At 69.0% G+C, this 26,569-nt stretch carries 24 protein-coding genes and 2 tRNA genes; 25 read left to right on the forward strand and 1 reads right to left on the reverse strand.

Going from position 1 to position 26,569, the window contains the following annotated elements; translation table 11 throughout:
* The 4 genes from trpA to K311_RS0100795 all read left to right on the forward strand — a co-directional run bounded on the left by trpA (window position 1) and on the right by K311_RS0100795 (window position 4,127).
* Window positions 1–810, forward strand: coding sequence for a tryptophan synthase subunit alpha (gene trpA, locus K311_RS0100780; protein WP_026815729.1), 810 nt, complete (start codon window positions 1–3; stop codon window positions 808–810).
* A gap of 32 nt (window positions 811–842) precedes the next feature.
* Window positions 843–1,736 carry an acetyl-CoA carboxylase, carboxyltransferase subunit beta gene (gene accD, locus K311_RS0100785; RefSeq protein ID WP_026815730.1) on the forward strand — a complete coding sequence of 298 codons (894 nt, stop codon included), beginning with the start codon at window positions 843–845 and terminating at the stop codon, window positions 1,734–1,736.
* The gene (glmM, locus tag K311_RS0100790) at window positions 1,736–3,076 is read left to right on the forward strand and encodes a phosphoglucosamine mutase (RefSeq protein WP_026815731.1); all 1,341 of its coding nucleotides are present in this window, start codon (window positions 1,736–1,738) and stop codon (window positions 3,074–3,076) included. The genes accD and glmM overlap by 1 nt, the downstream gene beginning before the upstream one ends.
* Before the next feature lie 97 nt (window positions 3,077–3,173).
* Window positions 3,174–4,127 carry an isopenicillin N synthase family dioxygenase gene (locus tag K311_RS0100795; RefSeq protein ID WP_026815732.1) on the forward strand — a complete coding sequence of 318 codons (954 nt, stop codon included), beginning with the start codon at window positions 3,174–3,176 and terminating at the stop codon, window positions 4,125–4,127.
* Window positions 4,128–4,229: 102 nt separating this feature from the next.
* On the opposite strand, the gene K311_RS0100800 is transcribed toward K311_RS0100795, so the two are convergent.
* Window positions 4,230–5,051: an SDR family NAD(P)-dependent oxidoreductase gene (locus tag K311_RS0100800; protein WP_051239348.1), complete on the reverse strand. Its 822-nt coding sequence runs from the start codon at window positions 5,049–5,051 to the stop codon at window positions 4,230–4,232.
* A 142-nt stretch (window positions 5,052–5,193) separates the two neighbouring features.
* Here K311_RS0100800 and tpiA point away from each other — a divergent pair, with 142 nt between their 5' ends.
* The 21 genes from tpiA to infB all read left to right on the forward strand — a co-directional run bounded on the left by tpiA (window position 5,194) and on the right by infB (window position 26,563).
* Window positions 5,194–5,946 carry a triose-phosphate isomerase gene (tpiA, locus tag K311_RS0100805; RefSeq protein WP_026815734.1) on the forward strand — a complete coding sequence of 251 codons (753 nt, stop codon included), beginning with the start codon at window positions 5,194–5,196 and terminating at the stop codon, window positions 5,944–5,946.
* A 9-nt stretch (window positions 5,947–5,955) separates the two neighbouring features.
* A complete protein-coding gene (gene secG, locus K311_RS0100810) occupies window positions 5,956–6,444 on the forward strand; it encodes a preprotein translocase subunit SecG (protein ID WP_026815735.1) in 489 nt (162 codons plus the stop codon).
* 51 nt (window positions 6,445–6,495) lie between these two features.
* Window positions 6,496–6,580 (forward strand) — tRNA-Leu (locus K311_RS0100815).
* 76 nt (window positions 6,581–6,656) lie between these two features.
* Complete coding sequence (locus tag K311_RS0100820) at window positions 6,657–7,013, forward strand: NADH-quinone oxidoreductase subunit A (RefSeq protein WP_026815736.1); 357 nt, start codon at window positions 6,657–6,659, stop codon at window positions 7,011–7,013.
* Complete coding sequence (locus K311_RS0100825) at window positions 7,004–7,558, forward strand: NuoB/complex I 20 kDa subunit family protein (protein WP_043797629.1); 555 nt, start codon at window positions 7,004–7,006, stop codon at window positions 7,556–7,558. Before K311_RS0100820 ends, K311_RS0100825 begins: the two co-directional genes overlap by 10 nt.
* A gap of 17 nt (window positions 7,559–7,575) precedes the next feature.
* Window positions 7,576–8,313 (forward strand): NADH-quinone oxidoreductase subunit C, encoded by a 738-nt coding sequence (locus tag K311_RS14650; RefSeq protein ID WP_043797630.1) that lies wholly within the window; start codon window positions 7,576–7,578, stop codon window positions 8,311–8,313.
* Window positions 8,262–9,566 (forward strand): NADH-quinone oxidoreductase subunit D, encoded by a 1,305-nt coding sequence (locus K311_RS0100835; RefSeq protein WP_211223622.1) that lies wholly within the window; start codon window positions 8,262–8,264, stop codon window positions 9,564–9,566. Before K311_RS14650 ends, K311_RS0100835 begins: the two co-directional genes overlap by 52 nt.
* A 13-nt stretch (window positions 9,567–9,579) precedes the next feature.
* Window positions 9,580–10,107, forward strand: coding sequence for an NADH-quinone oxidoreductase subunit NuoE (nuoE, locus tag K311_RS0100840; RefSeq protein WP_026815738.1), 528 nt, complete (start codon window positions 9,580–9,582; stop codon window positions 10,105–10,107).
* Between the two features lie 10 nt (window positions 10,108–10,117).
* Window positions 10,118–11,485 carry an NADH-quinone oxidoreductase subunit NuoF gene (gene nuoF / locus K311_RS0100845; RefSeq protein ID WP_026815739.1) on the forward strand — a complete coding sequence of 456 codons (1,368 nt, stop codon included), beginning with the start codon at window positions 10,118–10,120 and terminating at the stop codon, window positions 11,483–11,485.
* Window positions 11,482–13,794, forward strand: a complete 2,313-nt coding sequence (gene nuoG / locus K311_RS0100850) for an NADH-quinone oxidoreductase subunit NuoG (RefSeq protein WP_026815740.1) — start codon at window positions 11,482–11,484, stop codon at window positions 13,792–13,794. The genes nuoF and nuoG overlap by 4 nt, the downstream gene beginning before the upstream one ends.
* A 1-nt stretch (window position 13,795) precedes the next feature.
* Window positions 13,796–14,854 (forward strand): NADH-quinone oxidoreductase subunit NuoH, encoded by a 1,059-nt coding sequence (nuoH, locus tag K311_RS14655; protein ID WP_051239349.1) that lies wholly within the window; start codon window positions 13,796–13,798, stop codon window positions 14,852–14,854.
* 7 nt (window positions 14,855–14,861) lie between these two features.
* Complete coding sequence (gene nuoI, locus K311_RS0100860; RefSeq protein ID WP_026815741.1) at window positions 14,862–15,350, forward strand: NADH-quinone oxidoreductase subunit NuoI; 489 nt, start codon at window positions 14,862–14,864, stop codon at window positions 15,348–15,350.
* 10 nt (window positions 15,351–15,360) lie between these two features.
* Window positions 15,361–15,978, forward strand: coding sequence for an NADH-quinone oxidoreductase subunit J (locus K311_RS0100865; protein ID WP_026815742.1), 618 nt, complete (start codon window positions 15,361–15,363; stop codon window positions 15,976–15,978).
* Window positions 15,975–16,280, forward strand: a complete 306-nt coding sequence (nuoK, locus tag K311_RS0100870; protein ID WP_026815743.1) for an NADH-quinone oxidoreductase subunit NuoK — start codon at window positions 15,975–15,977, stop codon at window positions 16,278–16,280. Before K311_RS0100865 ends, nuoK begins: the two co-directional genes overlap by 4 nt.
* Before the next feature lie 6 nt (window positions 16,281–16,286).
* Window positions 16,287–18,398, forward strand: a complete 2,112-nt coding sequence (nuoL, locus tag K311_RS0100875; RefSeq protein ID WP_026815744.1) for an NADH-quinone oxidoreductase subunit L — start codon at window positions 16,287–16,289, stop codon at window positions 18,396–18,398.
* A 16-nt stretch (window positions 18,399–18,414) separates the two neighbouring features.
* A complete protein-coding gene (locus tag K311_RS0100880; RefSeq protein WP_043797632.1) occupies window positions 18,415–19,944 on the forward strand; it encodes an NADH-quinone oxidoreductase subunit M in 1,530 nt (509 codons plus the stop codon).
* A 15-nt stretch (window positions 19,945–19,959) separates the two neighbouring features.
* Complete coding sequence (gene nuoN, locus K311_RS0100885) at window positions 19,960–21,402, forward strand: NADH-quinone oxidoreductase subunit NuoN (protein WP_026815746.1); 1,443 nt, start codon at window positions 19,960–19,962, stop codon at window positions 21,400–21,402.
* Window positions 21,403–21,466: 64 nt separating this feature from the next.
* Window positions 21,467–21,543 (forward strand) — tRNA-Met (locus K311_RS0100890).
* 163 nt (window positions 21,544–21,706) lie between these two features.
* A complete protein-coding gene (gene rimP / locus K311_RS0100895) occupies window positions 21,707–22,243 on the forward strand; it encodes a ribosome maturation factor RimP (RefSeq protein ID WP_026815747.1) in 537 nt (178 codons plus the stop codon).
* A gap of 45 nt (window positions 22,244–22,288) precedes the next feature.
* Window positions 22,289–23,776 (forward strand): transcription termination factor NusA, encoded by a 1,488-nt coding sequence (gene nusA, locus K311_RS0100900; protein WP_026815748.1) that lies wholly within the window; start codon window positions 22,289–22,291, stop codon window positions 23,774–23,776.
* A gap of 69 nt (window positions 23,777–23,845) precedes the next feature.
* Window positions 23,846–26,563: a translation initiation factor IF-2 gene (gene infB / locus K311_RS0100905; protein WP_026815749.1), complete on the forward strand. Its 2,718-nt coding sequence runs from the start codon at window positions 23,846–23,848 to the stop codon at window positions 26,561–26,563.
* The last annotated feature ends 6 nt before the right edge of the window (window positions 26,564–26,569 follow it).

Below are 26,569 nucleotides of genomic sequence, written 5' to 3' on the forward strand. Positions count from 1 at the left end.
ATGAACCGCATCGACCAGAAGCTGCAGTCCCTCAAGAAGTCGCGCCGCCCGGCCCTCGTGCCCTTCGTGACCGCCGGCGATCCCTCGCTCGCGGCGACGGTGCCGGTGCTGCATGCGCTGGTCGCGGCGGGGGCGGACGTGCTCGAGCTCGGGGTGCCGTTCTCGGATCCGATGGCGGACGGCCCGGTGATCCAGCGCAGCTCCGAGCGCGCGATCGCGCGCGGCGCCGGCCTGCGCCGCGTGCTGGCGATGGTCGCCGAATTCCGCCGCGACGACGCCGACACACCGGTGGTGCTGATGGGCTATCTGAACCCGGTCGAGATCATCGGTGTCGAGGCCTTCGCGCGCGCGGCCGCCGACGCCGGTGTCGACGGCGTGCTGCTGGTCGACCTGCCGGCCGAGGAGGCCGGTCCGACTCGTGTCGCGCTGAATGCCGCCGGCCTGCAGCTGGTGCCGCTGGTCGCGCCGACCACCTCGGATGCACGCCTGGCGCAGGTCGCCCGTGATGCCCAAGGCTATGTCTACTACGTGTCCTTCGCCGGCGTGACCGGCGCCGCCGGCCTCGACGTCGCCGCGGTCGGCGCGCGCGTCGCCAGCGTGCGCGCGCAGGTGCGGGTGCCGGTGCTGGTCGGTTTCGGCATCCGCGACGCGGCCAGCGCGGCCGCACTGGCACCGCAGGCCGACGGCGTCGTCGTCGGCAGTGCCCTGGTCGCGGCGATCGCCGAGGCGGCCGGGGCGGAGGAGGCGGCGCAGCGTGCAGCCGCCTTCCTGCGGCCGCTGCGTGAGGCGCTCGACGCGACCCGGCGCTAAACTGCCGCCTTTCATCACCCGCCGGAGCCCCGATGAGCTGGCTGACCAATCTGATGCCCTCGCGCATCCGCACCCAGGGGGGCGGCAAGCGCGGCGTACCCGAAGGCCTGTGGGAGAAATGCGACAAGTGCGGCGCCGCGCTGTACGGGCCGGAGCTCGAGAAGAACCTGCGGGTGTGCCCGAAGTGTTCGCACCACATGGCGATCGGCGCCCGCGAGCGCCTGGCCAGCTTCCTGGACGAGGAGGGCGGCGAGGAGATCGGCGCCGCGCTCGGCCCGGTCGACGCGCTGCATTTCCGTGACCAGAAGAAGTACGCCGACCGCATCAAGGCCTCGCAGAAGGCGACCGGCGAGCGCGATGCGCTGATCGCCGTGCAGGGCCTGCTGAAGGGGCGGCCGGTCTGCGCGGCGGCCTTCGAGTTCCGCTTCATGGGCGGTTCGATGGGCTCGGTGGTCGGCGAGCGCTTCGCGCTGGCGGCCGAGCGCGCCCGCGAGATCGGCTGCCCGATGGTCTGCTTCTCGGCGACCGGCGGTGCGCGCATGCAGGAAGGCCTGTTCTCGCTGATGCAGATGGCCAAGACCTCGGCGGCGCTGGGCCGGCTGCGCGCGGCCGGGCTGCCCTTCGTGTCGGTGCTGACGCATCCGACCACCGGCGGCGTGTCGGCCTCGTTCGCGATGCTCGGCGACATCAACATCGGCGAGCCGCAGGCGCTGATCGGCTTCGCCGGTCCGCGCGTGATCGAGCAGACGGTGCGCGAGACGCTGCCGGAAGGCTTCCAGCGCTCGGAATTCCTGGTCGAGCACGGTGCCCTCGACCTGATCGTCGACCGCCGCGAGATGCGCGACAAGGTCGCCTCCCTGCTCGCGCTGCTGATGCGGCAGCCGGCGCATGCCGCGGCCGTGCCCTCCGCACCGGTGGCCGCCTGATGAGCGACCGCAAGTATTTCGGCACCGACGGCATCCGTGGCCGCGTCGGTACCTACCCGATCTCCGCCGATTTCATGCTGCGCCTCGGCGCCGCCGCCGGTCGCGTGCTGGCCGGCAGCGACGGCGGCCACGCGACCGTCGTCATCGGCAAGGACACCCGCATCTCCGGCTACATGTTCGAGGCGGCGCTGGAAGCCGGCCTCGTCGCCGCGGGCGCCGACGTGCGCCTGCTCGGGCCGATGCCGACGCCGGCGGTCGCCTACCTGACGCGCACGCTGCGTGCCGACGCCGGCATCGTCATCAGCGCCTCGCACAACCCGCACCACGACAACGGCATCAAGTTCTTCTCGGCGCAGGGCGAGAAGCTCGCCGACGCGGTCGAGGCGGCGATCGAGGCGGAACTCGAACAGCCCTTCCGCACCCAGCCCTCGGAACAGCTCGGCAAGGCCAACCGCGTCGGCGACGCGATCACCCGCTACGCCGAATTCTGCAAGTCGACGGTCGCCGAGGGCTTCTCGCTGGAAGGCCGCCGCATCGTGCTCGACTGCGCCCACGGCGCGACCTACCAGGTGGCGCCGCGGGTGTTCGCCGAACTCGGCGCCAGCGTCGACGTGATCGGCGGTGACCCGGATGGCCTGAACATCAACCGCGGTGTCGGCTCGACGCATCCGGAAGCGCTGATCGCGCAGGTGAAGTCCACCGGCGCCGACCTCGGCATCGCCTTCGACGGCGACGGCGACCGCGTGCTGATGGTCGACCAGCACGGCCACCTCGTCGACGGCGACGGCCTGTTGTGGATCCTTGCCCGCGCCTGGCAGGGCAACCGCCTTCGCGGCCCGGTGGTCGGCACGCTGATGACCAACTACGCGCTCGAGTCCGGTTTCGCCGGGCTCGGCATCGGCTTCGTGCGCGCGAAGGTCGGGGACCGCTACGTGCACCAGCAGCTGGTCGAACGCGGCGGCGTGCTCGGCGGCGAAGCTTCCGGCCACATCCTCTGCCTCGACCGCGCCAGCACCGGCGATGCGATCGTCAGCGCCCTGCAGGTGCTGGAGGCGCTGGAGACGTCCGGCCAGTCGCTGGCCGAGGCGATGGCCGCCTACCGGCCGCTGCCGCAGCAGACGGTCAACGTGGCGATCGCCGCCGGCGCGAAGCCGCTCGAGCGCGCCGAGGTCCAGGCCGCGCGTGCCGAGGCCGAGGCGGCGCTGTCCGGCCGCGGTCGCCTGGTGCTGCGTCCCTCCGGCACCGAGCCGGTGGTGCGCGTGACCGTCGAGGCCGACGACGGCGCGCTGATGCAGCAGGTGCTCGACCGCCTCGCCGAAGTGGTGCGCGCGGCCACCTGAGAACGCCGTGACGGCGCCCGTTCACCTGCGGGGCGGTCGTCCCCGCGGGGCGGGGAGTAGAATCGCGCGTCGACCCTCGTGATTCCGAGACACCGCCGTGACCGCCACCATTCCGACCCTCGACGTCCAGCGTTTCACCCACCCGCGCAGCGCCGCGGATCGCGCCGCCTTCGTCGCCGAACTCGGCGCCTGCTATCGCGAGTGGGGTTTCGCCGGCATCCGCAACCACGGCATTCCGCAGGCGCAGATCGACCGCGCCTACGACGTGTTCCAGCGCTTCTTCGCGCTGCCGGAAGCGGTCAAGCGCAAGTACCACGTGCCCGGTGGCGGCGGCGCCCGCGGCTACACTCCGTTCGGCATCGAGACCGCGAAGGGCGCGCAGTACTTCGACCTGAAGGAGTTCTGGCACGTCGGCCGCGAGATCCCGCGTGATTCGCGTTATGCCGAGGTGATGCCGGCGAACATCTGGCCGGAGGAGATCCCGGAATTCCGCGAGGTCGCCTACGGCCTGTACCAGGCGCTCGACGAGCTCGGCTCGCAGGTGCTCGGCGCGCTCGCGCTGCACATCGGCCTGCCCGAGGACTGGTTCCGCGACAAGACCGACCACGGCAATTCGATCCTGCGGCCGATCCACTATCCGCCGATCACCACCCCGGACGTGCCGAACGTGCGCGCCGGCGCGCACGAGGACATCAACTTCATCACCCTGCTGGTCGGTGCCAGCGCCGAGGGTCTGGAAGTGCTGTCGCACCAGGGCGAGTGGGTGCCGTTCACCGCCGCCGAGGACACCATCGTCGTCAACATCGGCGACATGCTGCAGCGGCTGAGCAACCACGTGTATCCGTCGACGACCCACCGCGTCGTCAACCCGCCGGGCGACAAGGCGCGGCAGCCGCGCTACTCGACGCCGTTCTTCCTGCACCCGAATCCGGACTTCCTGATCAGGACGCTGCCGCAGTGCGTGAGCGCCGACAATCCGGACCGCTATCCGACCCCGATCACCGGGCACGAATACCTGCTTGAGCGCCTGCGCGAAATCAAGCTGGTCTAAGCCCACCGCCTCGCAAGATGTAGGAGCGGCTTCAGCCGCGATGCCCGCGCGCGCATCGCGCGCGCTCCCGCTTGCTACTTCCTGTTTGCTATTCACTACTTCCTAGTCGGAATCGCGAAAGTCCTTCGACTTCGCCCCGATCAGCGCCGCCGCCAGCGGCTGCGGCAGATACTTCGACAGGCCCGCGATCATCCGGTTCGCCCGGCCGGTGACGACGACGCGGCGGCCGGATTCCACCGCGTCGACGCCGAGGCGGGCGACTTCGGCGCTCGACAGCCAGATCGACTTCGGCAGCTTCGCGACCTTGGCGCGCATGCCGTTGACGTCGTGGAATTCGGTGTAGGTCATGCCGGGGCAGAGCGCGGTCACGTGGATGCCGCGGCCCTTCTCCTCCTCGGCGAGGGTTTCCGAGAAGCGGATCAGCCAGGCCTTGGTGGCGCCGTAGAGCGTGTGGCCCGCGGTCGGCGGGACGAGGCCGGCGAGCGAGGCGACGTTGAGGATGCGGCCGTGGCCCGCCGCTTCCATCGCCGGCAGGAAGCGCCAGGTCAGCTCGGCGACCGAGGTCAGCAGCACCTGCAGGAAGTCGGCGTGGGTCTTCCAGTCGGCGGACAGGAAGCGCCCGGGCACACCGTAGCCGGCGTTGTTGACCAGCGTATCGACGAAAATGCCGCGTTCCGAGGTGGCCGCGAACAGCGCCGCCGGCGCCGCCGGATCGGCGAGGTCGCTGGCGATCACGGTGCAGGGCACCTGGCCACCGAGTTCGTCGGCGAGCGCGCGCAGGCGTTCCTCGCGGCGGGCAACCAGCACCAGCGGCTTGCCGCGACGGGCGTACTCGCGGGCGATGTCGGCACCGATGCCGCTGGAAGCGCCGGTGATCAGGGCGTGGCCGCTGCGGGCGCGGTCGGGCGGGGCGGTCGTCGGCATCGAATTTCCAGGCTGTTTCGGGGCTCGCCGCATTATCACCACGGACGCGCGCGCCGACGGCATCCCCGATTTCCCGCACCGGGCGGCGTCGTCAATCCGTGACGGGCGCGCTATCCTTGCGCGCCTGATCGCGGAGGGTGCCATGCGCACACGAATCGTCGCCGGAAACTGGAAGCTCAATGGCGATCGCGCGTTCGCGCGCAGCCTGCTCGACGCCGTCGCCGCCGGCGAGCGCGCGGCCGGGGTCGATGTCGTGATCCTGCCGCCGGTGCCCTACATCGGCGAGCTGGCCGACCACTACGGCGCGCACGGCCTGCATTTCGGCGCCCAGGACCTGGACCTCAACGACCACGGCGCCTACACCGGCGAAGTCTCCGGGCGCATGCTCCGCGACGTCGGCTGCCGCTACGTGCTGGTCGGCCATTCCGAGCGCCGCGAGTACCACGAGGAGGACAGCCAGCTGGTCGCGGAGAAGTTCGTCGCCGCGCGCAAGGCCGGGCTGGTGCCGATCCTCTGCGTCGGCGAGACCCTGAACCAGCGCGAGGCCGGGCAGACCGAATGGTGCCTGAGCAAGCAGCTGGCGCCGGTCTTCGAACTGGCCGGGGCCGCCGGCCTCGACGGCGCCGTGCTGGCCTACGAGCCGGTCTGGGCGATCGGCACCGGCCGCACGGCCACGCCGGCACAGGCCCAGGAGGTCCATGCGTTCCTGCGTGGCGAAGTCCGGGCACTCGATGCTAGAATCGCCGGCTCGCTGCCGATCCTTTACGGCGGCAGCGTGAAACCCGCCAACGCCGCCGAGCTGTTCGCCCAGCCCGATGTCGACGGTGGACTCATCGGGGGCGCGTCCCTCGTGGCCCAGGACTTCCTGGCAATCGTCGCCGCGGCGGCGAGGTAAATACAGAACATGCTGCTCACCATCGTCAGTGTCATCTACGTGCTGGTCGCGGTCGCGATGATCGTGCTCATCCTCATGCAGCGTGGCTCCGGTGCCGCCGCGGGTTCCGGCTTCGGTGCCGGTGCCTCGGCGACCGTGTTCGGCGCGCGTGGTTCGGCCAACTTCCTGTCGACTTCGACGAAGTGGCTGGCGGTGGTGTTCTTCGCGATGACCCTCGGCATCGCCTACTACCACAAGGACGAGCGCGCGGGCGTTCCGGCGCCGGTCACCCAGGACGACGATCTGGGCGCGATGGGCAGCGCCGATGCGATCCCGGGCGCGCCGGCCGACGGCGTGCCGTCGGCGCCGGCCGATGCCGCGCCCGTCGATGCCGCCGCTCCGGCGGCCGGCGACAACGAATCCGTCCCTGCGATCGAGCAGGGCGATGTGCCGGAAGCCGCTCCGGCGAACTCCGCGGAAGACGAGAATGCTGCCGGAAACGGCAGCGAAAACGGCTGATACGGAGTACAATCGCGGCCGCTTCGCGCCGGCTCGGCGTGAGGCACACCTGCCCAGGTGGCGGAATTGGTAGACGCACTACCTTGAGGTGGTAGCGACGCAAGTCGTGGGGGTTCGAGTCCCCCCTTGGGCACCATATCGTTGAACGGGCCGCCGCCCGTGCTGCGGGTCGGCGGCTTCGAACGCGCCTCCGGGCGCAAGAGGATGCACGCGTGCTTGGCGAATATCTGCCGGTCCTGCTGTTCCTGTTCGTGTCCACCGGCCTGGGCATCGTCCTGCTGGTGCTGGGCTGGGCCCTCGGCCCGAAGAACCCCGACGCGGAAAAGGCATCGCCGTACGAATGCGGCTTCGAGGCGTTCGAGGACGCGCGCATGCAGTTCGACGTGCGTTATTACCTGATCGCGATCCAGTTCATCATTTTCGATCTGGAAATCGCCTTCGTGTTCCCGTGGGCGGTGAACTTCCGCAACCTCGGCATCGTCGGCCTCACCGAGATGGGCATCTTCATCGGCCTGCTGGTGCTCGGCTTCGTCTACGTCTGGAAGAAGGGAGCGCTCGAATGGGAGTGAAGTCCTCCATTGCGCGCGTGATGAACAACCCCGAGCCGATCGGCCGGGTCGACGACATCCTGCGGCCGGAAGGCGACAACCCGCTGCTCGAGCGCGGTTTCGTCACGACCTCGGTCGACGCGCTGGTGAACTGGGCCCGTACCGGCTCGATGTGGCCGGTCACCTTCGGCCTGGCCTGCTGCGCGGTCGAGATGATGCATGCCGGTGCCTCGCGCCTGGACCTCGACCGTTACGGCGTGATCTTCCGCCCGTCGCCGCGCCAGTCCGACGTGATGATCGTCGCCGGCACCCTGGTCAACAAGATGGCGCCGGCGCTGCGCAAGGTCTACGACCAGATGCCCGACCCGAAGTGGGTCATCTCGATGGGCAGCTGCGCCAACGGCGGCGGCTACTACCACTATTCCTATGCGGTCGTGCGCGGTTGTGATCGCGTCGTGCCGGTCGACATCTACGTGCCGGGCTGCCCGCCGACGGCCGAGGCGCTGATCCACGGCATCCTGCAGCTGCAGAAGAAGATCCGCCGCACGAACACGATCGCCCGCTGAAGGACCCCGCAGCCGCCATGGTCGAACCGACGACGAGCTTCATCGATCGCCTCAAGGCATGCCTGCAGGACCGGCTGGTGTCGGTGGTGCAGGCGCCGCACGGCGAAGTCACCGCCGAGATCCGCGCCGATGCGTGGGAGGCCGCCACGCGCGCGCTGCGCGACGATCCCGAGCTGCACTTCGAGCAGCTGATCGACCTGTGCGGCGTCGACTACCTCGGCTGGGGCAGCGACGAGTGGGAGACCGACGACGTCACCGACGAGGGCTTCTCGCGCGGCGTCGAGGGCGAACACGGCCCGGGCCGCTTCCGCTGGGAGAACCGCCCGCTCGGCAACGGTCCGGATCGCCGCTACGCCGTCGTCGTGCACCTGCTGAGCGTGCGCCACAACCGCCGCCTGCGCATCCGCTGCTTCGCGCCGGACAACGCGCTGCCGGTGGTGGCTTCGCTGGTGCCGGTGTACCCGGTCGCGAACTGGTTCGAGCGCGAGGCGTTCGACCTGTTCGGCATCGTCTTCGAGGGTCACCCGGACCTGCGCCGCATCCTCACCGACTACGGTTTCGTCGGGCATCCGTTCCGCAAGGACTTCCCGCTGATCGGCAACGTCGAGGTGCGCTACGACGCCGAGCGCGGCCGTGTGGTCTACGAACCGGTGTCGATCGATCCGCGCGTCGGCGTGCCGCGCGTCATCCGCGAGGATTCGCGCTGGCAGCAGGCCGCCGCCGAACAGCCGAGCAAGGGCGAGGGCACCCCGTGACGCAGGAAATCCGCAACTACACCCTCAACTTCGGCCCGCAGCATCCGGCCGCGCACGGCGTGCTGCGCCTGGTGCTGGAGATGGACGGCGAGGTCGTGCAGCGCGCCGACCCGCACGTCGGCCTGCTGCATCGCGGCACCGAGAAGCTGGCCGAGTCCAAGCCCTACAACCAGTCGATCGGTTACATGGATCGCCTGGACTACGTGTCGATGATGTGCAACGAGCACGCCTACGTGCGCGCGATCGAGACCCTGGTGGGGATCGAGGCGCCGGTGCGCGCGCAGTACATCCGCACGATGTTCGACGAGATCACCCGCATCCTGAACCACCTGATGTGGATCGGCTCGAACGGCCTCGACCTCGGCGCGATGGCGGTGTTCCTGTACGCCTTCCGCGAGCGCGAGGAACTGATGGACTGCTACGAGGCGGTCAGTGGCGCCCGCATGCATGCGGCCTACTACCGTCCGGGCGGCGTCAAGGCCGATCTCCCCGACCGCATGCCGGCCTACCGCGAGTCGCCGTGGCGCAAGGGCGGCGAGCTCAAGCGCGCCAACGCCTGGCGCGAGGGTTCGCTGCTCGACTTCCTCGATGCCTTCACCGACGACTTCCCGAAGCGCGTCGACGAATACGAGACGCTGCTCACCGACAACCGCATCTGGAAGCAGCGCACCGTCGGCATCGGCGTCGTGCCGCCGGAGATGGCGCTGGCCTGGGGCATGACCGGGCCGATGCTGCGTGGCTCCGGCCTGGCCTGGGACCTGCGCAAGAAGCAGCCGTACGCCGCCTACGCCGACGTCGACTTCGACATCCCGGTGGGCGTCAACGGCGACTGCTACGACCGCTATCTCGTGCGCGTCGAGGAGATGCGCCAGTCGAACCGGATCATCAAGCAGTGCGTGCAGTGGCTGCGGGCCAATCCCGGTCCGGTGATGGTGCGCAACTACAAGGTCGCGCCGCCGTCCCGTGCCGAGATGAAGGACGACATGGAAGCCCTGATCCACCACTTCAAGCTCTTCACCGAGGGCTACAGCGTGCCGGCCGGCGAGGCGTATGCCGCGGTCGAGGCGCCGAAGGGCGAGTTCGGCGCCTATGTGATCTCCGACGGCGCCAACAAGCCGTTCCGCCTGAAGCTGCGCGCGCCGGGCTTCGCCCACCTGTCGTCGATGGACACGATCGTGCGCGGGCACATGCTGCCCGACGTGGTCGCGATGATCGGTACCTACGACATCGTGTTCGGCGAAATCGACCGCTGAGGACCCGCGAAAGATGAAAGCCACCGGAAATTTCGCCGCGGCGCAGAACGTCGACCCGATGGTCGCGCTCAGCGACGCCACCCGCGCGCACATCGACCACTGGTGCGGCAAGTTCCCGCCGGACCGCCGCCGCTCGGCGGTGATCCAGGGCCTGATGGCAGCGCAGGAGCAGAACGGCGGCTGGCTCAGCGACGAGATCATCGCCGCGGTCGCCAAATATCTCGGCATCCCGCCGGTGTGGGCCTACGAGGTCGCGACGTTCTACTCGATGTTCGACCTGCAGCCGGTCGGCCGGCACAAGGTCGCGATCTGCACGAACATCAGCTGCTGGCTCAACGGCGCCGAGGACCTCGTGCGCCACTGCGAACGCAAGCTCGGCATCCGCCACGGCGAGTCCACGCCCGACGGCCGCATCTACCTGAAGATGGAAGAGGAATGCGTGGCCGCCTGTGCCGCCGCGCCGGTCGTGCTGATCGACGGCCACTACCACGAGAAGCTGACGCCGGCGCAGGTCGACGCGCTGCTGGACGCACTGGAGTAAGGGCAGGGACATGGCGCATCACTCTCACTACGCCGAACCCACCGGCCCGGTCGGCCCGGCGCCGCAGGAGCACAACGTCGTCTACACGACGCTGCACTTCGACAAGCCGTGGTCGTACGAGAACTACCTCAAGACCGGCGGCTATGCCGCGTGGCGCAAGATCCTCGCCGAGAAGCCCGATCCGGCCACCGTCGTCGACATGGTCAAGCAGTCCGGCCTGCGCGGCCGCGGCGGCGCCGGCTTCCCGACCGGCCTGAAGTGGAGCTTCATGCCGCGCAGCGCGCCGGGGCAGAAGTACATCCTCTGCAACTCCGACGAGTCCGAGCCGGGCACCTGCAAGGACCGCGACATCCTGCGCTACAACCCGCACGCGGTGATCGAGGGCATGGCGATCGCCTGCTACGCGACCGGCTGCACCGTCGGCTACAACTACCTGCGCGGCGAGTTCCATCACGAGCCCTTCGAGCACTTCGAGGAGGCGCTGAAGGAGGCCTACGCGAACGGCTGGCTCGGCAAGGACATCCAGGGCTCGGGCGTCGACGTCGACATCCACGCCGCGCTCGGCGCCGGCGCCTACATCTGCGGCGAAGAGACCGCGATGATGGAGTCGCTCGAGGGCAAGAAGGGCCAGCCGCGCTACAAGCCGCCGTTCCCGGCGAACTACGGCCTGTTCGGCCGCCCGACCACGATCAACAACACCGAGACCTATGCCTCGGTGCCGGCGATCATGCGCAACGGCCCGGAGTGGTTCCTGGGCCTCGGCAAGCCGAACAACGGCGGCCCGAAGATCTTCTCGGTCTCCGGCCACGTCGAGAACCCGGGCAACTTCGAGATCCGCCTCGGCACCCCGTTCGCCGACCTGCTGGCGATGGCCGGCGGCGTCAAGGGCGGCAGGAAGCTCAAGGGCGTGATCCCCGGCGGTTCGTCGATGCCGGTGCTGCCGGCCGAGACGATGCTGGCCTGCACGATGGACTACGACTCGATCCAGAAGGCCGGTTCGGGCCTGGGTTCGGGCGCGGTCGTGGTGATGGCGGAAGGCACCTGCATGGTGCGCGCCTGCCTGCGCATCTCCCGCTTCTACTACAAGGAAAGCTGCGGCCAGTGCACGCCGTGCCGCGAGGGCACCGGCTGGATGCACCGCATGCTGACCCGCATCGCCAATTTCGAGGCGTCGCTGGACGACCTGCAGATGCTGCGCCAGGCCGCCGGCCAGATCGAGGGACACACGATCTGCGCGTTCGGCGAGGCCGCCGCGTGGCCGGTGCAGGGCTTCCTGCGCCACTACTGGCACGAGTTCGAATACGCGATCGTGAACAAGCGTTTCTACGTCGACGACGAGGCCGCCGGCACGCTCGTCCGCACGGAGCAGGCCGCATGAGCGCCGTCCCCACCAATACCGCCCCCGATGTCGTCACCATCGAGATCGACGGCGTGCCGATGACGGCGCCGAAAGGCTCGATGATCATCCAGGCCGCCGACAAGGCCGGCATCCCGATTCCGCGCTTCTGCTACCACGAGAAGCTGCCGATCGCGGCCAACTGCCGCATGTGCCTGGTCGACGTCGAGAAGATGCCCAAGCCCGCGCCCGCCTGCGCCACGCCGGTGATGGAAGGCATGAAGGTCACCACCCGGACCAAGCGCGCGCTCGATGCGCAGCGCAACGTCATGGAGTTCCTGCTGATCAACCATCCGCTCGACTGCCCGATCTGCGACCAGGGCGGCGAGTGCGAACTGCAGGACCTGTCGGTGGGTTACGGCCGCAGCGTGTCCCGCTACGTCGACCGCAAGCGCGTGGTGCCGGACGAGGACCTCGGTCCGCTGGTCGCCACCGAGATGACCCGCTGCATCCAGTGCACGCGCTGCGTCCGCTTCACCGCGGAAGTCGCCGGCACCTACGAACTCGGCGGCATGAGCCGTGGCGAGAACCTGCAGATCGGCACCTACGACGGCAAGCCGCTGATGACCGAGCTGTCCGGCAACGTCATCGACGTCTGCCCGGTCGGCGCGCTGACCAACAAGGTGTTCCGTTTCCGCGCCCGCGCCTGGGAGCTGATCGCCCGCGAGTCGATCGGTTACCACGACGCGCTCGGTTCCAACCTCTACCTGCACGCCCGCCGCGGCGAGATCCTGCGCACCGTTCCGCGCGACAACGAGGCGGTGAACGAGTGCTGGCTGTCGGACCGCGACCGCTATTCGCACGAAGGCCTGTACGCCGCCGACCGCGCGACGCGTCCGCTGGTCCGCGAGGGTGAGGCCTGGCGCGAGGCGAGCTGGGACGAAGCGCTGGCCGCCGCAGCGAAGCTGCTGAAGGACGCCGGCCAGTCCGTCGGCGTGCTCGCGCACCCGGCCACCTCGAACGAGGAGGGTGCCCTGCTGGCCCGTCTCGCCACGGGCATCGGCACCGGCAACATCGACCATCGCCTGAAGGCCACCGACTTCGCCGACGCCGCGTTCGCCGAGCCGTTCGCGGCGCCGTCGGCGCAGCTCGAGCGCGCCGACGTGGTGGTGCTCGTCGGCTGCAACCTGCGCCACGAAGTGCCGCTGCTGCACCACCGCGTGCACGAGGCGGCGAAGCGCGGCGCGAAGGTGTACACGATCAACCCGGTCGATTTCGCGACGACTTTCGCCGTCGCCGGCAAGCGCATCGTCGCGCCGTCGAAGCTGCCGGCGGCCTTCGCGGCGCTGGCGCACGCGGCCGGTGCGGCGCTGCCGTCCGGCGTGTCGGCGGAATCCGGCGACGACGTCGCCGCTGCCGTGCACCGCAATGCCTCCGAGGCGCTGAAGGCGGCCGATAACGCGTATGTCGTGCTCGGCGAAGTCGCCGAGAACCATCCGCAGGCCTCCTGGCTGCGCGCCACCGCGCGCGCGCTCGCCGCCGCCACCGGGGCGAAGCTCGCGCGCCTGCCGCAGGGCGCCAACGCGATCGGCCTGGCCCGGCACGGCGTGCGGCCGGCGGCCGGCGGCCTCGACGCCGCGGCGATGCTGGCACAGGCGCAGTCGGCCTACGTGCTCTACGGCGTCGAGCCGCGCTACGACTTCGCGCACGGTGCCGCCGCGTTGAAGGCGATGGCCGGCGCGAAGGTCGTCGCCTTCGCCGCGTACGCGTCGGAGGACCTGAAGCAGGTCGCGCAGGTGATCCTGCCGATCGGCCTGTTGCCGGAGATCGAAGCGACGCTGACCAACCTCGACGGCACCGACCAGGCCACCCGCGCCGGCGGCAAGCTGCCGGGCGAGGCGCGTGCCGGCTGGAAGGTACTGCGTGCGCTGGGCGGCGCGCTGGCGCTGCCGGGCTTCGCCTTCACCGACATCGACGGCCTGCGCGCCGGCCTGGCCGCCGAAGCGCCGGCGAACGGCAGCGGCCTCGCGGCGGCGCCGGCGGCGGGCGAGGGCTTCGAGCGCGTCGTGACGACGCCGATCTACCGCGGCGACGCCGTGCTGCGCCGCGCCGCGGCACTGAACGCGCACCCGCTGTCGACCGGCGCGCGCATCGTGCTGCACCCCGAAGACGCGCAGGCGCGCGGTCTGGTCGACGGTGCGATCGCCAAGGTCGGCGACGGCATCGGCAGCGCCGCGCTACCGGTGGCGCTGGATGCCCGTGTCGCCCGTGGCGCCGCGTGGATCGAGAACGGCTGGGATGCCACGGCGCCGATGTCGCCGACGGCAGGCCTGGCGGTGGTGGGGGCCTGAGATGATCGATCCGATCCGCGAATTCTTCACGTCCTTCGGCACCTGGGGTGTCGTCGCCTGGACGCTGGTGAAGATCATCACGATCACCCTGCCGGTGGTGGTGGGCGTGGCGATGTACGTGCTGGCCGAGCGCAAGGTGATCGGTTGGATGCATGCGCGCCTGGGGCCGCAGTACATCGGCGGCTTCTTCGGCATCGGCTGGATCCAGGCCTTCGCCGACGTCTTCAAGATGCTGTTCAAGGAAATCCTGGTGCCGGCGACCGCCAGCCGGTTCCTGTTCCGGCTCGCGCCGCTGCTGGCGCTGGCGCCGGCGCTGGCGGCCTGGGCGGTGATCCCGTTCGACGACGGCGTGGTGCTGGCGAACATGGACGCCGGCCTGCTCGTGCTGCTGGCCCTGACCTCGATGGGCGTGTACGGCATCATCATCGGCGGCTGGGCCTCGAACTCGAAGTACGCGGTGCTCGGCGCGCTGCGCTCGGCGGCGCAGGTGATCAGCTACGAGATCGCGATGGGCTTCTCGCTGGTCGGCGTGCTGGTCGCCGCGGGTTCGATGAACCTGTCGAAAATCGTCTACGCGCAGGCGGGCGATGCCGGCCTGTTCGAGTGGTTCTGGCTGCCGCTGTTCCCGCTGTTCGTCATCTACTTCATCAGCGGCGTCGCCGAGACCAACCGCGCGCCGTTCGACGTCGCCGAAGGCGAATCGGAAATCGTCGCCGGCTTCCACGTCGAGTACTCGGGCTCCGCGTTCGCGATCTTCTTCCTGGCCGAGTACGCGAACATGATGCTGGTCAGCCTGCTGACCTCGCTGCTGTTCCTCGGTGGCTGGCTGTCGCCGTTCCCGGCTTCGTGGGGCTTCATCGGCGAGCCGGGCTGGTGGTGGCTGGCGGCGAAGTTCGCGTTCTTCGCGTTCTCGTTCCTGTGGTTCCGCGCCACGTTCCCGCGCTACCGCTACGACCAGATCATGCGTCTGGGCTGGAAGGTGTTCATCCCCATCACGATCTTCTGGATCTTCGTGACGGCGATCGCCGCCTACAACGAATGGTTCACGCTGGGCGCCTGAGGAAGCCATGAATCGCATCACCAACTACCTCAAGAGCCTGCTGCTGCTCGAACTGCTGGCCGGCATGAAGCTGACGATGGGCTACATGTTCAAGCCCAAGTACACGCTCAACTATCCGTTCGAGAAGACGCCGCAGTCGCCGCGCTTCCGCGGCCTGCACGCGCTGCGCCGCTACCCGAACGGCGAGGAGCGCTGCATCGCCTGCAAGCTCTGCGAGGCGGTGTGCCCGGCGCTGGCGATCACGATCGACTCGGAACCGCGCGACGACGGCTCGCGCCGCACCACGCGCTACGACATCGACCTGTTCAAGTGCATCTACTGCGGCTTCTGCGAGGAGAGCTGCCCGGTCGACTCGATCGTCGAGACGCACATCCACGAGTACCACTTCGAGAAGCGCGGCGAGAACGTCGTCACCAAGCCGCAGCTGCTGGCGATCGGCGATCGCCTCGAAGCCGAGATCGCCGAGCGGCGCGCCGCCGACGCGCCCTACCGCTGAGGCCCGGACCATGACCTACGAACTCGCCGCCTTCCTGGCCTTCGCCATCGTCACCGTGCTGGCCGCGCTGGGCGTGATCCTGGTGAAGAACCCGGTGCACGCCGTGCTCAGCCTGGTGCTGACCTTCTTCTCCGCCGCGCTGCTGTGGCTGCTGCTGCAGGCCGAATTCCTCGGCGTCGTGCTGGTGCTGGTCTACATCGGCGCGGTGATGGTGCTGTTCCTCTTCGTCGTGATGATGCTCGACATCAACACCACGCCGCTGCGCGAGGGCTTCGTGAAGCACCTGCCGCTGACCGGCGCCGTGGTCGTGGTGATGGCGGCCGAGCTGATGATGCTGATCGGCAAGCAGCGTTTCGACGTCGTGCTGGCGGACACCGATCCGGCCGCCGCGCTCGGCAAGACCAACCTGCAGTGGATCGGCGAGACCCTGTTCAGCAAGTACATCCTGCCGTTCGAAATCGCCGCGGTGATCCTGACCGTCGCGCTGATCGTCGCCGTGATGCTGACCCTGCGCCGCCGTCCGGGCACCAAGCACCAGGATCCCGCGCGCCAGGTCGCCGTGCGCCGCGACGACCGCGTGCGCCTCGTCAAGATGCCGGCCGAAGGCCGCCGGGAGGACACCCCGTGATCACCCTGGGCCACTACCTCGCGCTCGCCGCGATCCTGTTCTGCATCGCGGTCGCGGGCATCTTCATCAACCGCAAGAACGTGATCGTGCTGCTGATGTCCATCGAGCTGATGCTGCTTTCGGTGAACATCAACTTCGTCGCCTTCTCGCGCTTCCTCGGCGACGTCTCCGGCCAGATCTTCGTCTTCTTCATCCTGACCGTGGCGGCGGCCGAGGCGGCGATCGGCCTGGCCATCCTGGTCACGCTGTTCCGCAACCGGCGGACGATCAACGTCGCCGAACTCGACTCGCTGAAGGGCTGACGCGCGATGATCTCGATGAACACGCTCCTGGTGATCGCGCTCGCACCGCTGTTCGGCAGCGCCATCGCCGGCCTCTTCGGTCGCCAGGTCGGCCGCGCCGGCGCGCACTGGGTCACCATCCTCGGCGTCGCCGTCAGCTGTGCGCTGTCGGTGCAGGTGCTCTGGCAACTGGTGGGGCAGCACGCCGACCCGTTCAACCAGAACGTCTACACGTTCTTCCAGGTCGGCGGCTACGCGGCCCACGTCGGCTTCATGGTCGACACCCTGACCGCGATGATGATGGTGGTGGTGACCTTCGTGTCGCTGCTGGTCCACGTCTACACGATCGGCTACATGGCCGAAGACCCCGGTTACCAGCGCTTCTTCAGCTACATCTCGCTCTTCACCTTCTCGATGCTGATGCTGGTGATGAGCAACAACTTCCTGCAGCTGTTCTTCGGCTGGGAAGCGGTGGGCCTGGTGTCCTACCTGCTGATCGGCTTCTGGTACAAGCGGCCGACGGCGATCTTCGCGAACCTCAAGGCCTTCCTGGTCAATCGCGTCGGCGACTTCGGCTTCCTGTTGGGCATCGCCGGCGTGCTGATGTGGATCGGCACCCTCGACTACGCCACGGCCTTCGCGCACGCCTCGACGCCGGGGCTGCACGACGCGATCACCCTGTGGTCCGGCAAGGTGTTCACCGGCGACTGGACGATGGTCCTGAAGTCGACCCCGTGGATGGTCGAGCCGGTCACGCTGATCTGCATCTGCCTGTTCATCGGCGCGATGGGCAAGTCGGCGCAGGTGCCGCTGCACGTCTGGCTGCCGGACTCGATGGAGGGCCCGACCCCGATCTCGGCGCTGATCCACGCGGCGACGATGGTGACCGCCGGCATCTTCATGGTGGCGCGCATGTCGCCGCTGTTCGAGCAGAGCGAGGCGGCGCTGCAGATGGTGCTGTTCGTCGGCGCCACCACGGCCTTCTTCACCGGCCTGATCGGCATCGTGCAGAACGACATCAAGCGCGTCGTGGCGTATTCGACGCTGTCGCAGCTCGGCTACATGACCGTCGCGCTCGGCGTGTCGGCGTACTCGGCGGCGGTGTTCCACCTGATGACCCACGCCTTCTTCAAGGCGCTGCTGTTCCTCGCGGCCGGCTCGGTGATCATCGGCATGCACCACGAGCAGGACATGCGCAAGATGGGCGGCCTGCGCAGGTACATGCCGGTCACCTACTGGACCAGCCTGATCGGCACGCTGGCCCTGGTCGGCACGCCGTTCTTCTCCGGCTACTACTCGAAGGACACCATCATCGAGGCCGCGAAGATGGCGACCCTGCGCGACGGCTGGGTCTGGCAGTACGGCTACTGGGCGGTGCTGCTGGGCGTGTTCGTCACCGCCTTCTACAGCTTCCGCCTGCTGTACCTGACCTTCCACGGCCGGGAGCGCTTCCGCGACGCCGCGCATCACGACGCGCACGACGACCATGGCCACGACGACCATGGCCACCACGGCCACGGCGCGCACGAGCCGCACGAGTCGCCGTGGGTGGTGACGGTGCCGCTGGTGCTGCTGGCGATCCCGTCGATCCTGATCGGCTTCTTCACCGTCGGCCCGATGCTGTTCGGCGATTTCTTCCGCGGCGCGATCGAGGTCATGGACCGCCACGACACCGTCGGCGCGGCCGCGCACAACCTCTGGCACGCCGACCACGGCTGGGTGTCGGCGGCGGTGGGCTTCGGCCTGCACTTCTGGAAGTCGCCGGTGTTCTGGCTGGCCTTCGCCGGCTTCGCCACCGCCACCGTGCTGTACCTGTGGAAGACCGAGTGGCCGGCGCGCATCGCCGCGACCGCGCCGGGCCGCCTGCTGACCCGCGTGCTCGAGAACAAGTACGGCTTCGACGACCTGTGGATCAAGGGCTTCGCCGGCGGCGGCATCCGCCTCGGCCGCTTCTCCTGGAAGAAGGGTGACGCGGGCCTGATCGACGGCGTCGTCGTCAATGGTTCGGCGCTGCTGGTCGACCGCATCGCCGGCGTGCTGCGGCAGGTGCAGAACGGCCGTCTCTACAACTACGCGTTCGCCATGATCCTGGGCCTCATCGTGCTGCTGGCGGTGCTGGTGCGCACGGTCGCCGGTTGAGAACAAGGAAGACTCCATGCAAGTGACCTGGCCCCTGCTGAGCGTGCTGATCTGGCTGCCGATCCTCGGCGGCGTGATCACGCTGGCGTTCGGCGACTCGCGCGCGAACCTGGGCAAGAGCTTCGCGGTGCTGATCGCCGCGCTGACCTTCGCCGTCAGCCTGCTGCTCTTCCCCGGCCACGACTACGCCTCGGCGCAGATGCGCTTCGTCGAGAACGTGCCGTGGATCCCGGCGTTCGACATCCGCTACGCGCTCGGCGTCGACGGCATCTCGATCGCGCTGATCGCGCTGACCACGCTCTGCAGCCTGCTGGTGCTGATCGGCGCCTGGACCTCGGTCGAGCGGCGCGCGCACCAGTACTTCGCCGCGTTCCTGATCCTCGAAGGCCTGATGGTCGGCGTGTTCTGCGCGCTCGACGCGGCGCTGTTCTACGTGTTCTTCGAGGGCATGCTGATCCCGATGTTCATCATCATCGGCGTCTGGGGCGGCCCGCGGCGCGTGTACGCGTCGATCAAGTTCTTCCTGTACACCTTCCTCGGCTCGGTGTTCATGCTTATCGGGCTGGTCTACCTGTACCTGCGCACGGTGGAGCAGGGCGGCGGCAGCTTCATGATCTCCGACCTCGCGGCGCTGCCGCTGTCGGCGACCGAGCAGATGTGGCTGTTCTTCGCCTTTCTCGCCGCGTTCGCGGTGAAGGTGCCGATGTTCCCGGTGCACACCTGGTTGCCGGATGCGCACGTAGAGGCGCCGACCGGCGGCTCGGTGATCCTGGCGGCGATCATGCTGAAGATCGGCGGCTACGGCTTCCTGCGCTTCACCCTGCCGATCGTGCCGGACGCCGGGCAGGAGTGGGCCTGGCTGGTGATCGCGCTGTCGCTGGCCGCCGTGATCTACGTCGGCCTGGTGGCGCTGGTCCAGGAGGACATGAAGAAGCTGATCGCGTACTCCTCGGTCGCGCACATGGGCTTCGTCACCCTCGGCACCTTCATCGCCTTCGCGCTGGTGCGCGAGCTGCAGGCCGGCGACGCCGCCCAGCTCGGCCTGCAGGGCGCGATGGTGCAGATGATCTCGCACGGCTTCATCTCCGGCGCGATGTTCTCCTGCGTCGGCGTGCTCTACGACCGCCTGCACAGCCGCATGATCAGGGACTACGGCGGCATCGTGAACACGATGCCCTGGTTTGCGACCTTCTTCGTTTTCTTCGCGATGGCCAACTCCGGCCTGCCGGGCACGTCCGGTTTCGTCGGCGAGTTCATGGTCGTGCTGGCCTCGTTCCAGCACAACGTGTGGGTCGCCTTCGCGGCGGCGACGACGCTGATCCTGAGCGCCGCGTACACGCTGTGGATGGTCAAGCGCGTGGTGTTCGGCGACATCGCCAACCCCAACGTCGCCGCGCTGCAGGACATGAACCGCCGCGAGGCGCTGGTGCTCGGCACCTTCGCGCTGTTCACGATCGCGCTCGGCGTCTATCCGAAGCCGCTGACCGACCTGATGGAAGCCCCGATCGCGCAGCTGCTCGCGCAGATCGCCACCACCAAGCTGTAAGGGAAAACGATGGCCCTGCCGATGCCCACCCTCGCCGACCTGACGCCGCTGGTGCCGGAGATCTTCGTCTGCGGCGCCGCGTTCGCGCTGCTGATGGTCGACCTGTTCCTGTCGGACCAGCGCCGCGGGCTGACCCACTTCCTCGCGCTGTTCATCCTCGCCGGCGCGGCGGTGCTGACCGCGCGCGACTTCGCGATGCAGCCGGTGTACGGCTTCGCCGACCTGTTCGTGCGCGACGCCGCCGGCGACGTGCTGAAGATGGCGGTGTACGCGGTGTCGGCGATGGCGCTGGTCTACGCCAAGCCCTCGCTGGTCGACCGCGGCCTGTTCAAGGGCGAGTTCCACGTTCTGGTGCTGTTCTCGGCGCTCGGCATGATGCTGATGATCTCGTCGGGCAGCATGCTGACCGCCTACCTGGGCCTCGAGCTGCAGGCGCTGGCGGCCTACGGCCTGGTGGCGATCGACCGCGACAACGCCCGCTCCTCGGAAGCGGCGATGAAGTACTTCGTGCTCGGCTCGCTGGCCTCGGGCCTGCTGCTGTACGGCATGTCGATGGTCTACGGCGCCACCGGCAGCCTGCAGCTGCACGAGATCAGCGCCGCGGTCTCGGCCAGCGGCGACAAGACCCTGCTTCTGGTCGGCGTGGTGTTCATGCTGGTCGGCATCGCGTTCAAGTTCGGCGCCGCGCCGTTCCACATGTGGGTGCCGGACGTCTACCACGGCGCCCCGACCGCGGTGACGCTGTTCATCGGCTCGGCGCCGAAACTGGCCGCGTTCGGCTTCGCCTACCGCCTGCTGGAAACCGGCGTCGGCCCGATCGACGCCGACTGGCAGCTGATGGTCGCCTGGCTCGCGGCGCTGTCGATGATCATCGGCAACCTGGTCGCGCTGGTGCAGACCAACCTCAAGCGCATGCTCGCGTATTCGACCGTCTCGCACGTCGGCTTCCTGTTCATGGGCCTGGCGCACGGCGGTGCCGCGGGGTATTCGGCGGCGATGTTCTACGCGATCGTCTACGCGGTCACCGCCGCCGCCGCGTTCGGCGCGATCGTGCTGCTGTCGCGCCGCGGCTTCGAGGCCGATGAGATCGCCGACTTCCGCGGCCTGTGGGCGCGGCATCCGCTGCACGCGATGCTGGTGATGTTCGTGATGGCCTCGCTGGCCGGCGTGCCGCCCTTCATCGGCTTCTGGGCGAAGCTCGAGGTGCTGCGCGCCGCGCTCGACGCGGGCCTGGTCTGGCTGGCCATCGTCGGCGTCGTGTTCGCGGTGATCGGCGCCTTCTACTACCTGCGTGTCATCAAGGTGATGTTCTTCGACGAGCCGGAAGGCGAGGGCGCGTCGCCGCATCCGGACGGGCAGGTGCGGGCGCTGTTCGTGGTCAACGCCTCGGCGCTGCTGCTGCTGGGCGTGTTCGCGAACTGGATCCTCGCCTGGTGCCGCTACGCGTTCCCGGTCTGAACGTTTTCGCGCGCGGCAGGCTTGCGCCTGCGATGACCCGGCCCCTATAATGCGCGTCTGCTGATGCGGGGTGGAGCAGTCTGGCAGCTCGTCGGGCTCATAACCCGAAGGTCGCAGGTTCAAATCCTGCCCCCGCTACCACAGCAGAAGGCGTCGACCGCGAGGAAGCGGCGCCCGGCTTCTTCCCAGGGTCGCCTGCTCCGCGACCCGGGGATACCGGAACCAGGAAGTACCGGAAAAGGGCCTCACGGCCCTTTTTTGTTTTCCGCGGTTGCGGATTCGCATTCCTTTCACAGGTGCCCCGATGTCCGCGAAGGCGTCCGAAATCAGCGAAATGCTCGCCCCGACCGTCGCCGCCCTCGGCCTGGAGCTGCTGGGCGTGGAGCTGGCGTCGTCGGGCAACGACGCGGTGCTGCGTCTGTACATCGACGCGCCCGGTCGCCCGGTCGACATCGACGACTGCGAGCGCGTGAGCCGCGAGGTCTCGGCGCAGCTCGACGTCGAAGACCCGATTTCCACGCAGTACACGCTCGAGGTCTCGTCGCCCGGCATCGACCGGCCGCTGTTCACGCCGGAGCAGTTCGGGCGCTGGATCGGCGAGGAAGTGAAGCTGACCCTGCGCCTGGCGCAGGACGGCCGCCGCCGCTTCACCGCGCGGATCACCGCCGTCGAGGGCGACGACATCCTGCTGGCGCACACCGCCGGCGACATGCGTGTCGCCCACGCGAACATCGAGAAGGCGCGCCTGGTCCCCGACCTCGTCGCGCTCGGCCTGGCGCCGCAGCCCAAGCCCGGCAAGGCGCCGGCGGCGGGCAAGGGCGCCGCGAAGAAGAAATCCTGATCAACCCCCGGGGCGGCCTGCCGCCTTCAACGGAGCTGCAAGACGATGAGCAAGGAACTGTTGCTGGTGATGGAAGCGGTGGCCAATGAAAAGGGCGTGCCGCGGGGCGTGATCATCGAGGCGATGGAGGCCGCGCTGGCTTCCGCCGCGAAGAAGCGCTATCACGACCAGGACGTCGCCGTGCGGGTGTCGATCAACCCGAAGGACGGCAGCTACGAGACCTTCCGTCGCTGGGAAGTTGTCGCCGACGACGTCGTCATGGAGTCGCCGGACCGGCAGATCCGCATGATGGACGCCGTCGACGAGGTCGCCGACATCCAGATCGGCGAGTTCATCGAGGAGCAGGTCGAGAACGCCGAGTTCGGCCGCATCGCCGCCCAGGCCGCCAAGCAGGTGATCGTGCAGCGCGTCCGCGAGGCCGAGCGCGCGCAGGTCGTCGACGCCTGGAAGGATCGCGTCGGTGAGCTGGTCAACGGCATCGTCAAGCGCGTCGAGCGCGGCAACGTCTACGTCGACCTCGGCGGCAATGCCGAAGCCTTCATCCCGAAGGACAAGGCGATCCCGCGCGACGTGCTGCGCCCCGGCGACCGCGTCCGCGGCTACCTGCTGGACGTGCGCGCCGAGCAGCGCGGCCCGCAGCTGTTCATCAGCCGCACCGCCCCGGAATTCATGATCGAGCTGTTCAAGCTCGAGGTGCCGGAAGTCGGCCAGGGCCTGGTCGAGATCAAGGCCGCCGCGCGTGACCCGGGCGACCGCGCCAAGATCGCCGTGCTCGCGCACGACCACCGCACCGATCCGATCGGCGCCTGCATCGGCATGCGCGGCTCGCGCGTGCAGGCCGTGAGCAACGAGCTCAACGGCGAGCGCATCGACATCGTGCTGTGGTCCGACAACCCGGCCCAGTTCGTCATCAACGCGATGGCGCCGGCCGAGGTGCAGTCGATCATCGTCGACGAGGAGAAGCACTCGATGGACCTCGCGGTCGCCGAGGACAAGCTCGCGCAGGCGATCGGCAAGGGCGGCCAGAACGTGCGCCTGGCCTCGCGCCTGACCGGCTGGCAGCTCAACGTGATGACCCAGGACCAGGTCACCGCCAAGTCCGAGGCCGAGCAGGCCGCGGCGCGCGCGCTGTTCATGGAGAAGCTGGAAGTCGACGAAGAGATCGCCGGCATCCTGGTCGCCGAGGGTTTCAGCACGGTCGAGGAAATCGCCTACGTGCCGGCCGCCGAGCTGCTGGCGATCGAGGGCTTCGACGAGGACATCGTCGAGGAACTGCGTGCCCGCGCCCGCGACGCCCTGCTGACCGAGGCGCTGATGGTCGAAGAGGACATCGAGGAGCACAAGCCGGCCGAGGACCTGCTGTCGCTCGACGGCATGGACGAGGCGACCGCCTATGCCCTGGCCGCCCGCGGCATCGTCACCCGCGACGACCTGGCCGAGCTGGCGACCGACGAACTCACCGACATCGAGGGCGTCGACGAGGAACGCGCGGCGAAGCTGATCATGGCCGCCCGCCAGCACTGGTTCGAGTAACGAGCAACGCCGCAACCCGCCGTACGTACACCACGCGCGCCCGCCGCGCAGTCAAGGAAGCACCGACACATGTCTGAAGTCACCGTAGGTTCGCTGGCCAAAGTGCTGGGAATGCCCGTCGAGAAGCTGCTCGAGCAGCTGGCCGGCGCCGGCATGTCCTTCAGCGGGCCGGAGCAGGTGGTCAGCAGCACGGAAAAGATGAAGCTGCTCGGCTTCCTGCGCCGTACGCACGGCAAGGACGACAAGCCGGCGGATGCCGCGGCGCCGAAGAAGATCACGCTGCAGCGGCGCAAGCAGGAAGAGCTGACCGTCAGCGCCGGCAAGACCAAGGCCACGGTCACCGTCGAGGTCCGGCAGAAGCGCACCTACGTCAAGCGTGACGAGGTCGAGGCGCCCGCCAGCGACGAGCGCAGCGATGCGCTGCGCAAGCTCGAGGAATCGAAGGCCCGGCAGCAGGCCGAACTGGCCGCGCTGAGCGAGGCCGACCGCCGCCGCCGCGAGGAAGCCGACGCGAAGAAGCACGCCGAGGAAGCCGCCGTCGCGGCCGCCGAGGCCGCCGAGGCCGAGGCGGAAGCCGAAAACGCGCGCGAGGACGTCGCCGCGCCGGCCGAACCGGTCGCCGCGCCGGCGAAGCCCGCCCGTCCGGCCGACAACACGCCGGTGGCGCAGATCATCGTGCACGAGCCGCGTCGCCGCGCCGCGCCGAAGGTCGCGCCGGCCGCGCCGCCGCCGCCGTCGGCCAAGCCGGCCAGCCGCGCCGGTGCGCCGGGCAACGCGCCCGCCCGCCCCGGTGCCACCAAGCAGACGCCGCCGAAGCACAAGGCCGTGCGCGGTTCGCACGCGATGGTCGACAACGAGGGCGACGAGGGCCAGGCCAGCCGGTTCGCCGCCGGCCAGCTGCACCTCACCGATTCCGAGCGCGCCCGCCGCGGCGCCGCCGGCAACCGCAAGAAGACCAGGATGCGCGGCCCGGAGCCGTCGCGTTCGGGCACCGGCGCGCACGGCTTCTCGCGCCCGACCGCACCGATCGTCCGCGACGTCTTCATCGGCGACAGCATCACCGTCTCCGACCTCGCCCAGAAGCTGGCGATGAAGGGCGGCGAGGTGGTGCGCGCGCTGTTCAAGATGGGCGTGATGGCGACCATCAACCAGGTGATCGACCACGACACCGCGGTGCTGGTCGTCGAGGAACTCGGCCACCGCGCCAGCAAGACGGTCGAGGACGACGCCGAGGTCGCGCTGGTCGCGCACGTCGAGACGGAGCAGGGCGAGCGTCGCCCGCGCCCGCCGGTCGTCACGATCATGGGCCACGTCGACCACGGCAAGACCTCGCTGCTGGACTACATCCGCCGCACCAAGGTCGCCTCGGGCGAAGCCGGCGGCATCACCCAGCACATCGGTGCCTACCACGTCGAAACCGACCGTGGCGTCATCAGCTTCCTCGACACCCCGGGCCACAGCGCGTTCACCGCGATGCGTGCCCGCGGTGCGAAGCTCACCGACATCGTCGTGCTGGTGGTCGCCGCCGACGACGGCGTGATGCCGCAGACGATCGAGGCGGTCGAACATGCGCGCGCCGCCAAGGTGCCGCTGATCGTCGCGGTCAACAAGATCGACAAGCCGGAAGCCAATCCGGACAACGTCAAGCAGGGCCTGGTCAAGCTCGAGGTGGTGCCGGAAGAGTGGGGCGGTGACGTCCAGTTCGTGCCGGTGTCGGCCAAGACCGGTGACGGCGTCGACGCGCTGCTCGAGGCGATCTCGCTGCAGGCCGAGCTGATGGAACTGCAGGCCGTGTACGACGGCCGCGCCACCGGCACCGTGATCGAATCCGCGCTCGATAAGGGCCGCGGTCCGGTCGCCACCGTGCTGGTCCAGCAGGGCACCCTGAAGAAGGGCGACTTCCTGGTCTGCGGCACCCATTACGGCCGCGTGCGTGCGCTGTTCGACGAGAACGGCAAGCAGGTCGATTCGGCGGAGCCGTCGATCCCGGTGCAGGTGCTCGGCCTGTCGGGCGTGCCGGACGCCGGCGACGATTTCGTCGTCGTCGCCGACGAGCGTCTCGCCAAGGACGTCGCGCAGCAGCGTGACGCCAAGAAGCGCGAGTCGCGCCTGGTCGCCACGGCCGGTTCGCGCATGGAAGACATCATGGCCCAGATGGGGCAGGGTGCCGGCCAGGCGACGCTGAACCTGCTGGTCAAGGCCGACGTGCAGGGCTCGGTCGAAGCGCTGCGGCATTCGCTGGTGGCGCTGTCGAACGAGCTGATCAAGATCAACGTGATCAGCTCGGGCGTCGGCGCGATCACCGAGTCCGACGCCACGCTGGCGGCGACCTCGAAGGCCGTGATCATCGGCTTCAACGTGCGCGCCGACGCCACCGCCCGCCGCATCATCGAGAGCAACGGCCTGGACCTGCGCTACTTCTCGATCATCTACGACGTCATCGACCAGGTGAAGCAGGTCGCGTCCGGTCTGCTGGGCAAGGAAGTGCGCGAGGAGATCATCGGCATCGCCGAGGTCCGCGACGTCTTCCGCAGCTCGAAGTTCGGCGCGGTCGCCGGCTCGCTGGTGGTCGAGGGCACGGTCAGGAAGAACAAGCCCATCCGCGTGCTGCGCAACGGCGTGGTGGTCTTCGAAGGCGAGCTGGAGTCGCTGCGCCGCTTCAAGGACAACGTCGAGGAAGTGAAGTCCGGCACCGAGTGCGGCATCGCGGTGAAGGCCTACAACGACGTGAAGCCGGGCGACCAGATCGAGTGCTTCGAGCGCATCGAGGTGCAGCGCACGCTGTAAGGCGGA

Origin of the sequence: Arenimonas composti TR7-09 = DSM 18010 (genome assembly GCF_000426365.1) — a bacterium.
In the GTDB taxonomy this organism is placed as follows: domain Bacteria; phylum Pseudomonadota; class Gammaproteobacteria; order Xanthomonadales; family Xanthomonadaceae; genus Arenimonas; species Arenimonas composti.

Coding starts and splice junctions, on each gene's coding strand:
- trpA (WP_026815729.1), top strand. CDS start 1: ATGAACCGCATCGACCAGAAGCTGCAGTCCCTCAAGAAGTCGCGCCGC.
- accD (WP_026815730.1), top strand. CDS start 843: ATGAGCTGGCTGACCAATCTGATGCCCTCGCGCATCCGCACCCAGGGG.
- glmM (WP_026815731.1), top strand. CDS start 1,736: ATGAGCGACCGCAAGTATTTCGGCACCGACGGCATCCGTGGCCGCGTC.
- K311_RS0100800 (WP_051239348.1), bottom strand. CDS start 5,051: ATGCCGACGACCGCCCCGCCCGACCGCGCCCGCAGCGGCCACGCCCTG.
- tpiA (WP_026815734.1), top strand. CDS start 5,194: ATGCGCACACGAATCGTCGCCGGAAACTGGAAGCTCAATGGCGATCGC.
- secG (WP_026815735.1), top strand. CDS start 5,956: ATGCTGCTCACCATCGTCAGTGTCATCTACGTGCTGGTCGCGGTCGCG.
- K311_RS0100825 (WP_043797629.1), top strand. CDS start 7,004: ATGGGAGTGAAGTCCTCCATTGCGCGCGTGATGAACAACCCCGAGCCG.
- K311_RS14650 (WP_043797630.1), top strand. CDS start 7,576: ATGGTCGAACCGACGACGAGCTTCATCGATCGCCTCAAGGCATGCCTG.
- nuoE (WP_026815738.1), top strand. CDS start 9,580: ATGAAAGCCACCGGAAATTTCGCCGCGGCGCAGAACGTCGACCCGATG.
- nuoF (WP_026815739.1), top strand. CDS start 10,118: ATGGCGCATCACTCTCACTACGCCGAACCCACCGGCCCGGTCGGCCCG.
- nuoG (WP_026815740.1), top strand. CDS start 11,482: ATGAGCGCCGTCCCCACCAATACCGCCCCCGATGTCGTCACCATCGAG.
- nuoH (WP_051239349.1), top strand. CDS start 13,796: ATGATCGATCCGATCCGCGAATTCTTCACGTCCTTCGGCACCTGGGGT.
- nuoI (WP_026815741.1), top strand. CDS start 14,862: ATGAATCGCATCACCAACTACCTCAAGAGCCTGCTGCTGCTCGAACTG.
- K311_RS0100865 (WP_026815742.1), top strand. CDS start 15,361: ATGACCTACGAACTCGCCGCCTTCCTGGCCTTCGCCATCGTCACCGTG.
- nuoL (WP_026815744.1), top strand. CDS start 16,287: ATGATCTCGATGAACACGCTCCTGGTGATCGCGCTCGCACCGCTGTTC.
- K311_RS0100880 (WP_043797632.1), top strand. CDS start 18,415: ATGCAAGTGACCTGGCCCCTGCTGAGCGTGCTGATCTGGCTGCCGATC.
- rimP (WP_026815747.1), top strand. CDS start 21,707: ATGTCCGCGAAGGCGTCCGAAATCAGCGAAATGCTCGCCCCGACCGTC.
- nusA (WP_026815748.1), top strand. CDS start 22,289: ATGAGCAAGGAACTGTTGCTGGTGATGGAAGCGGTGGCCAATGAAAAG.
- infB (WP_026815749.1), top strand. CDS start 23,846: ATGTCTGAAGTCACCGTAGGTTCGCTGGCCAAAGTGCTGGGAATGCCC.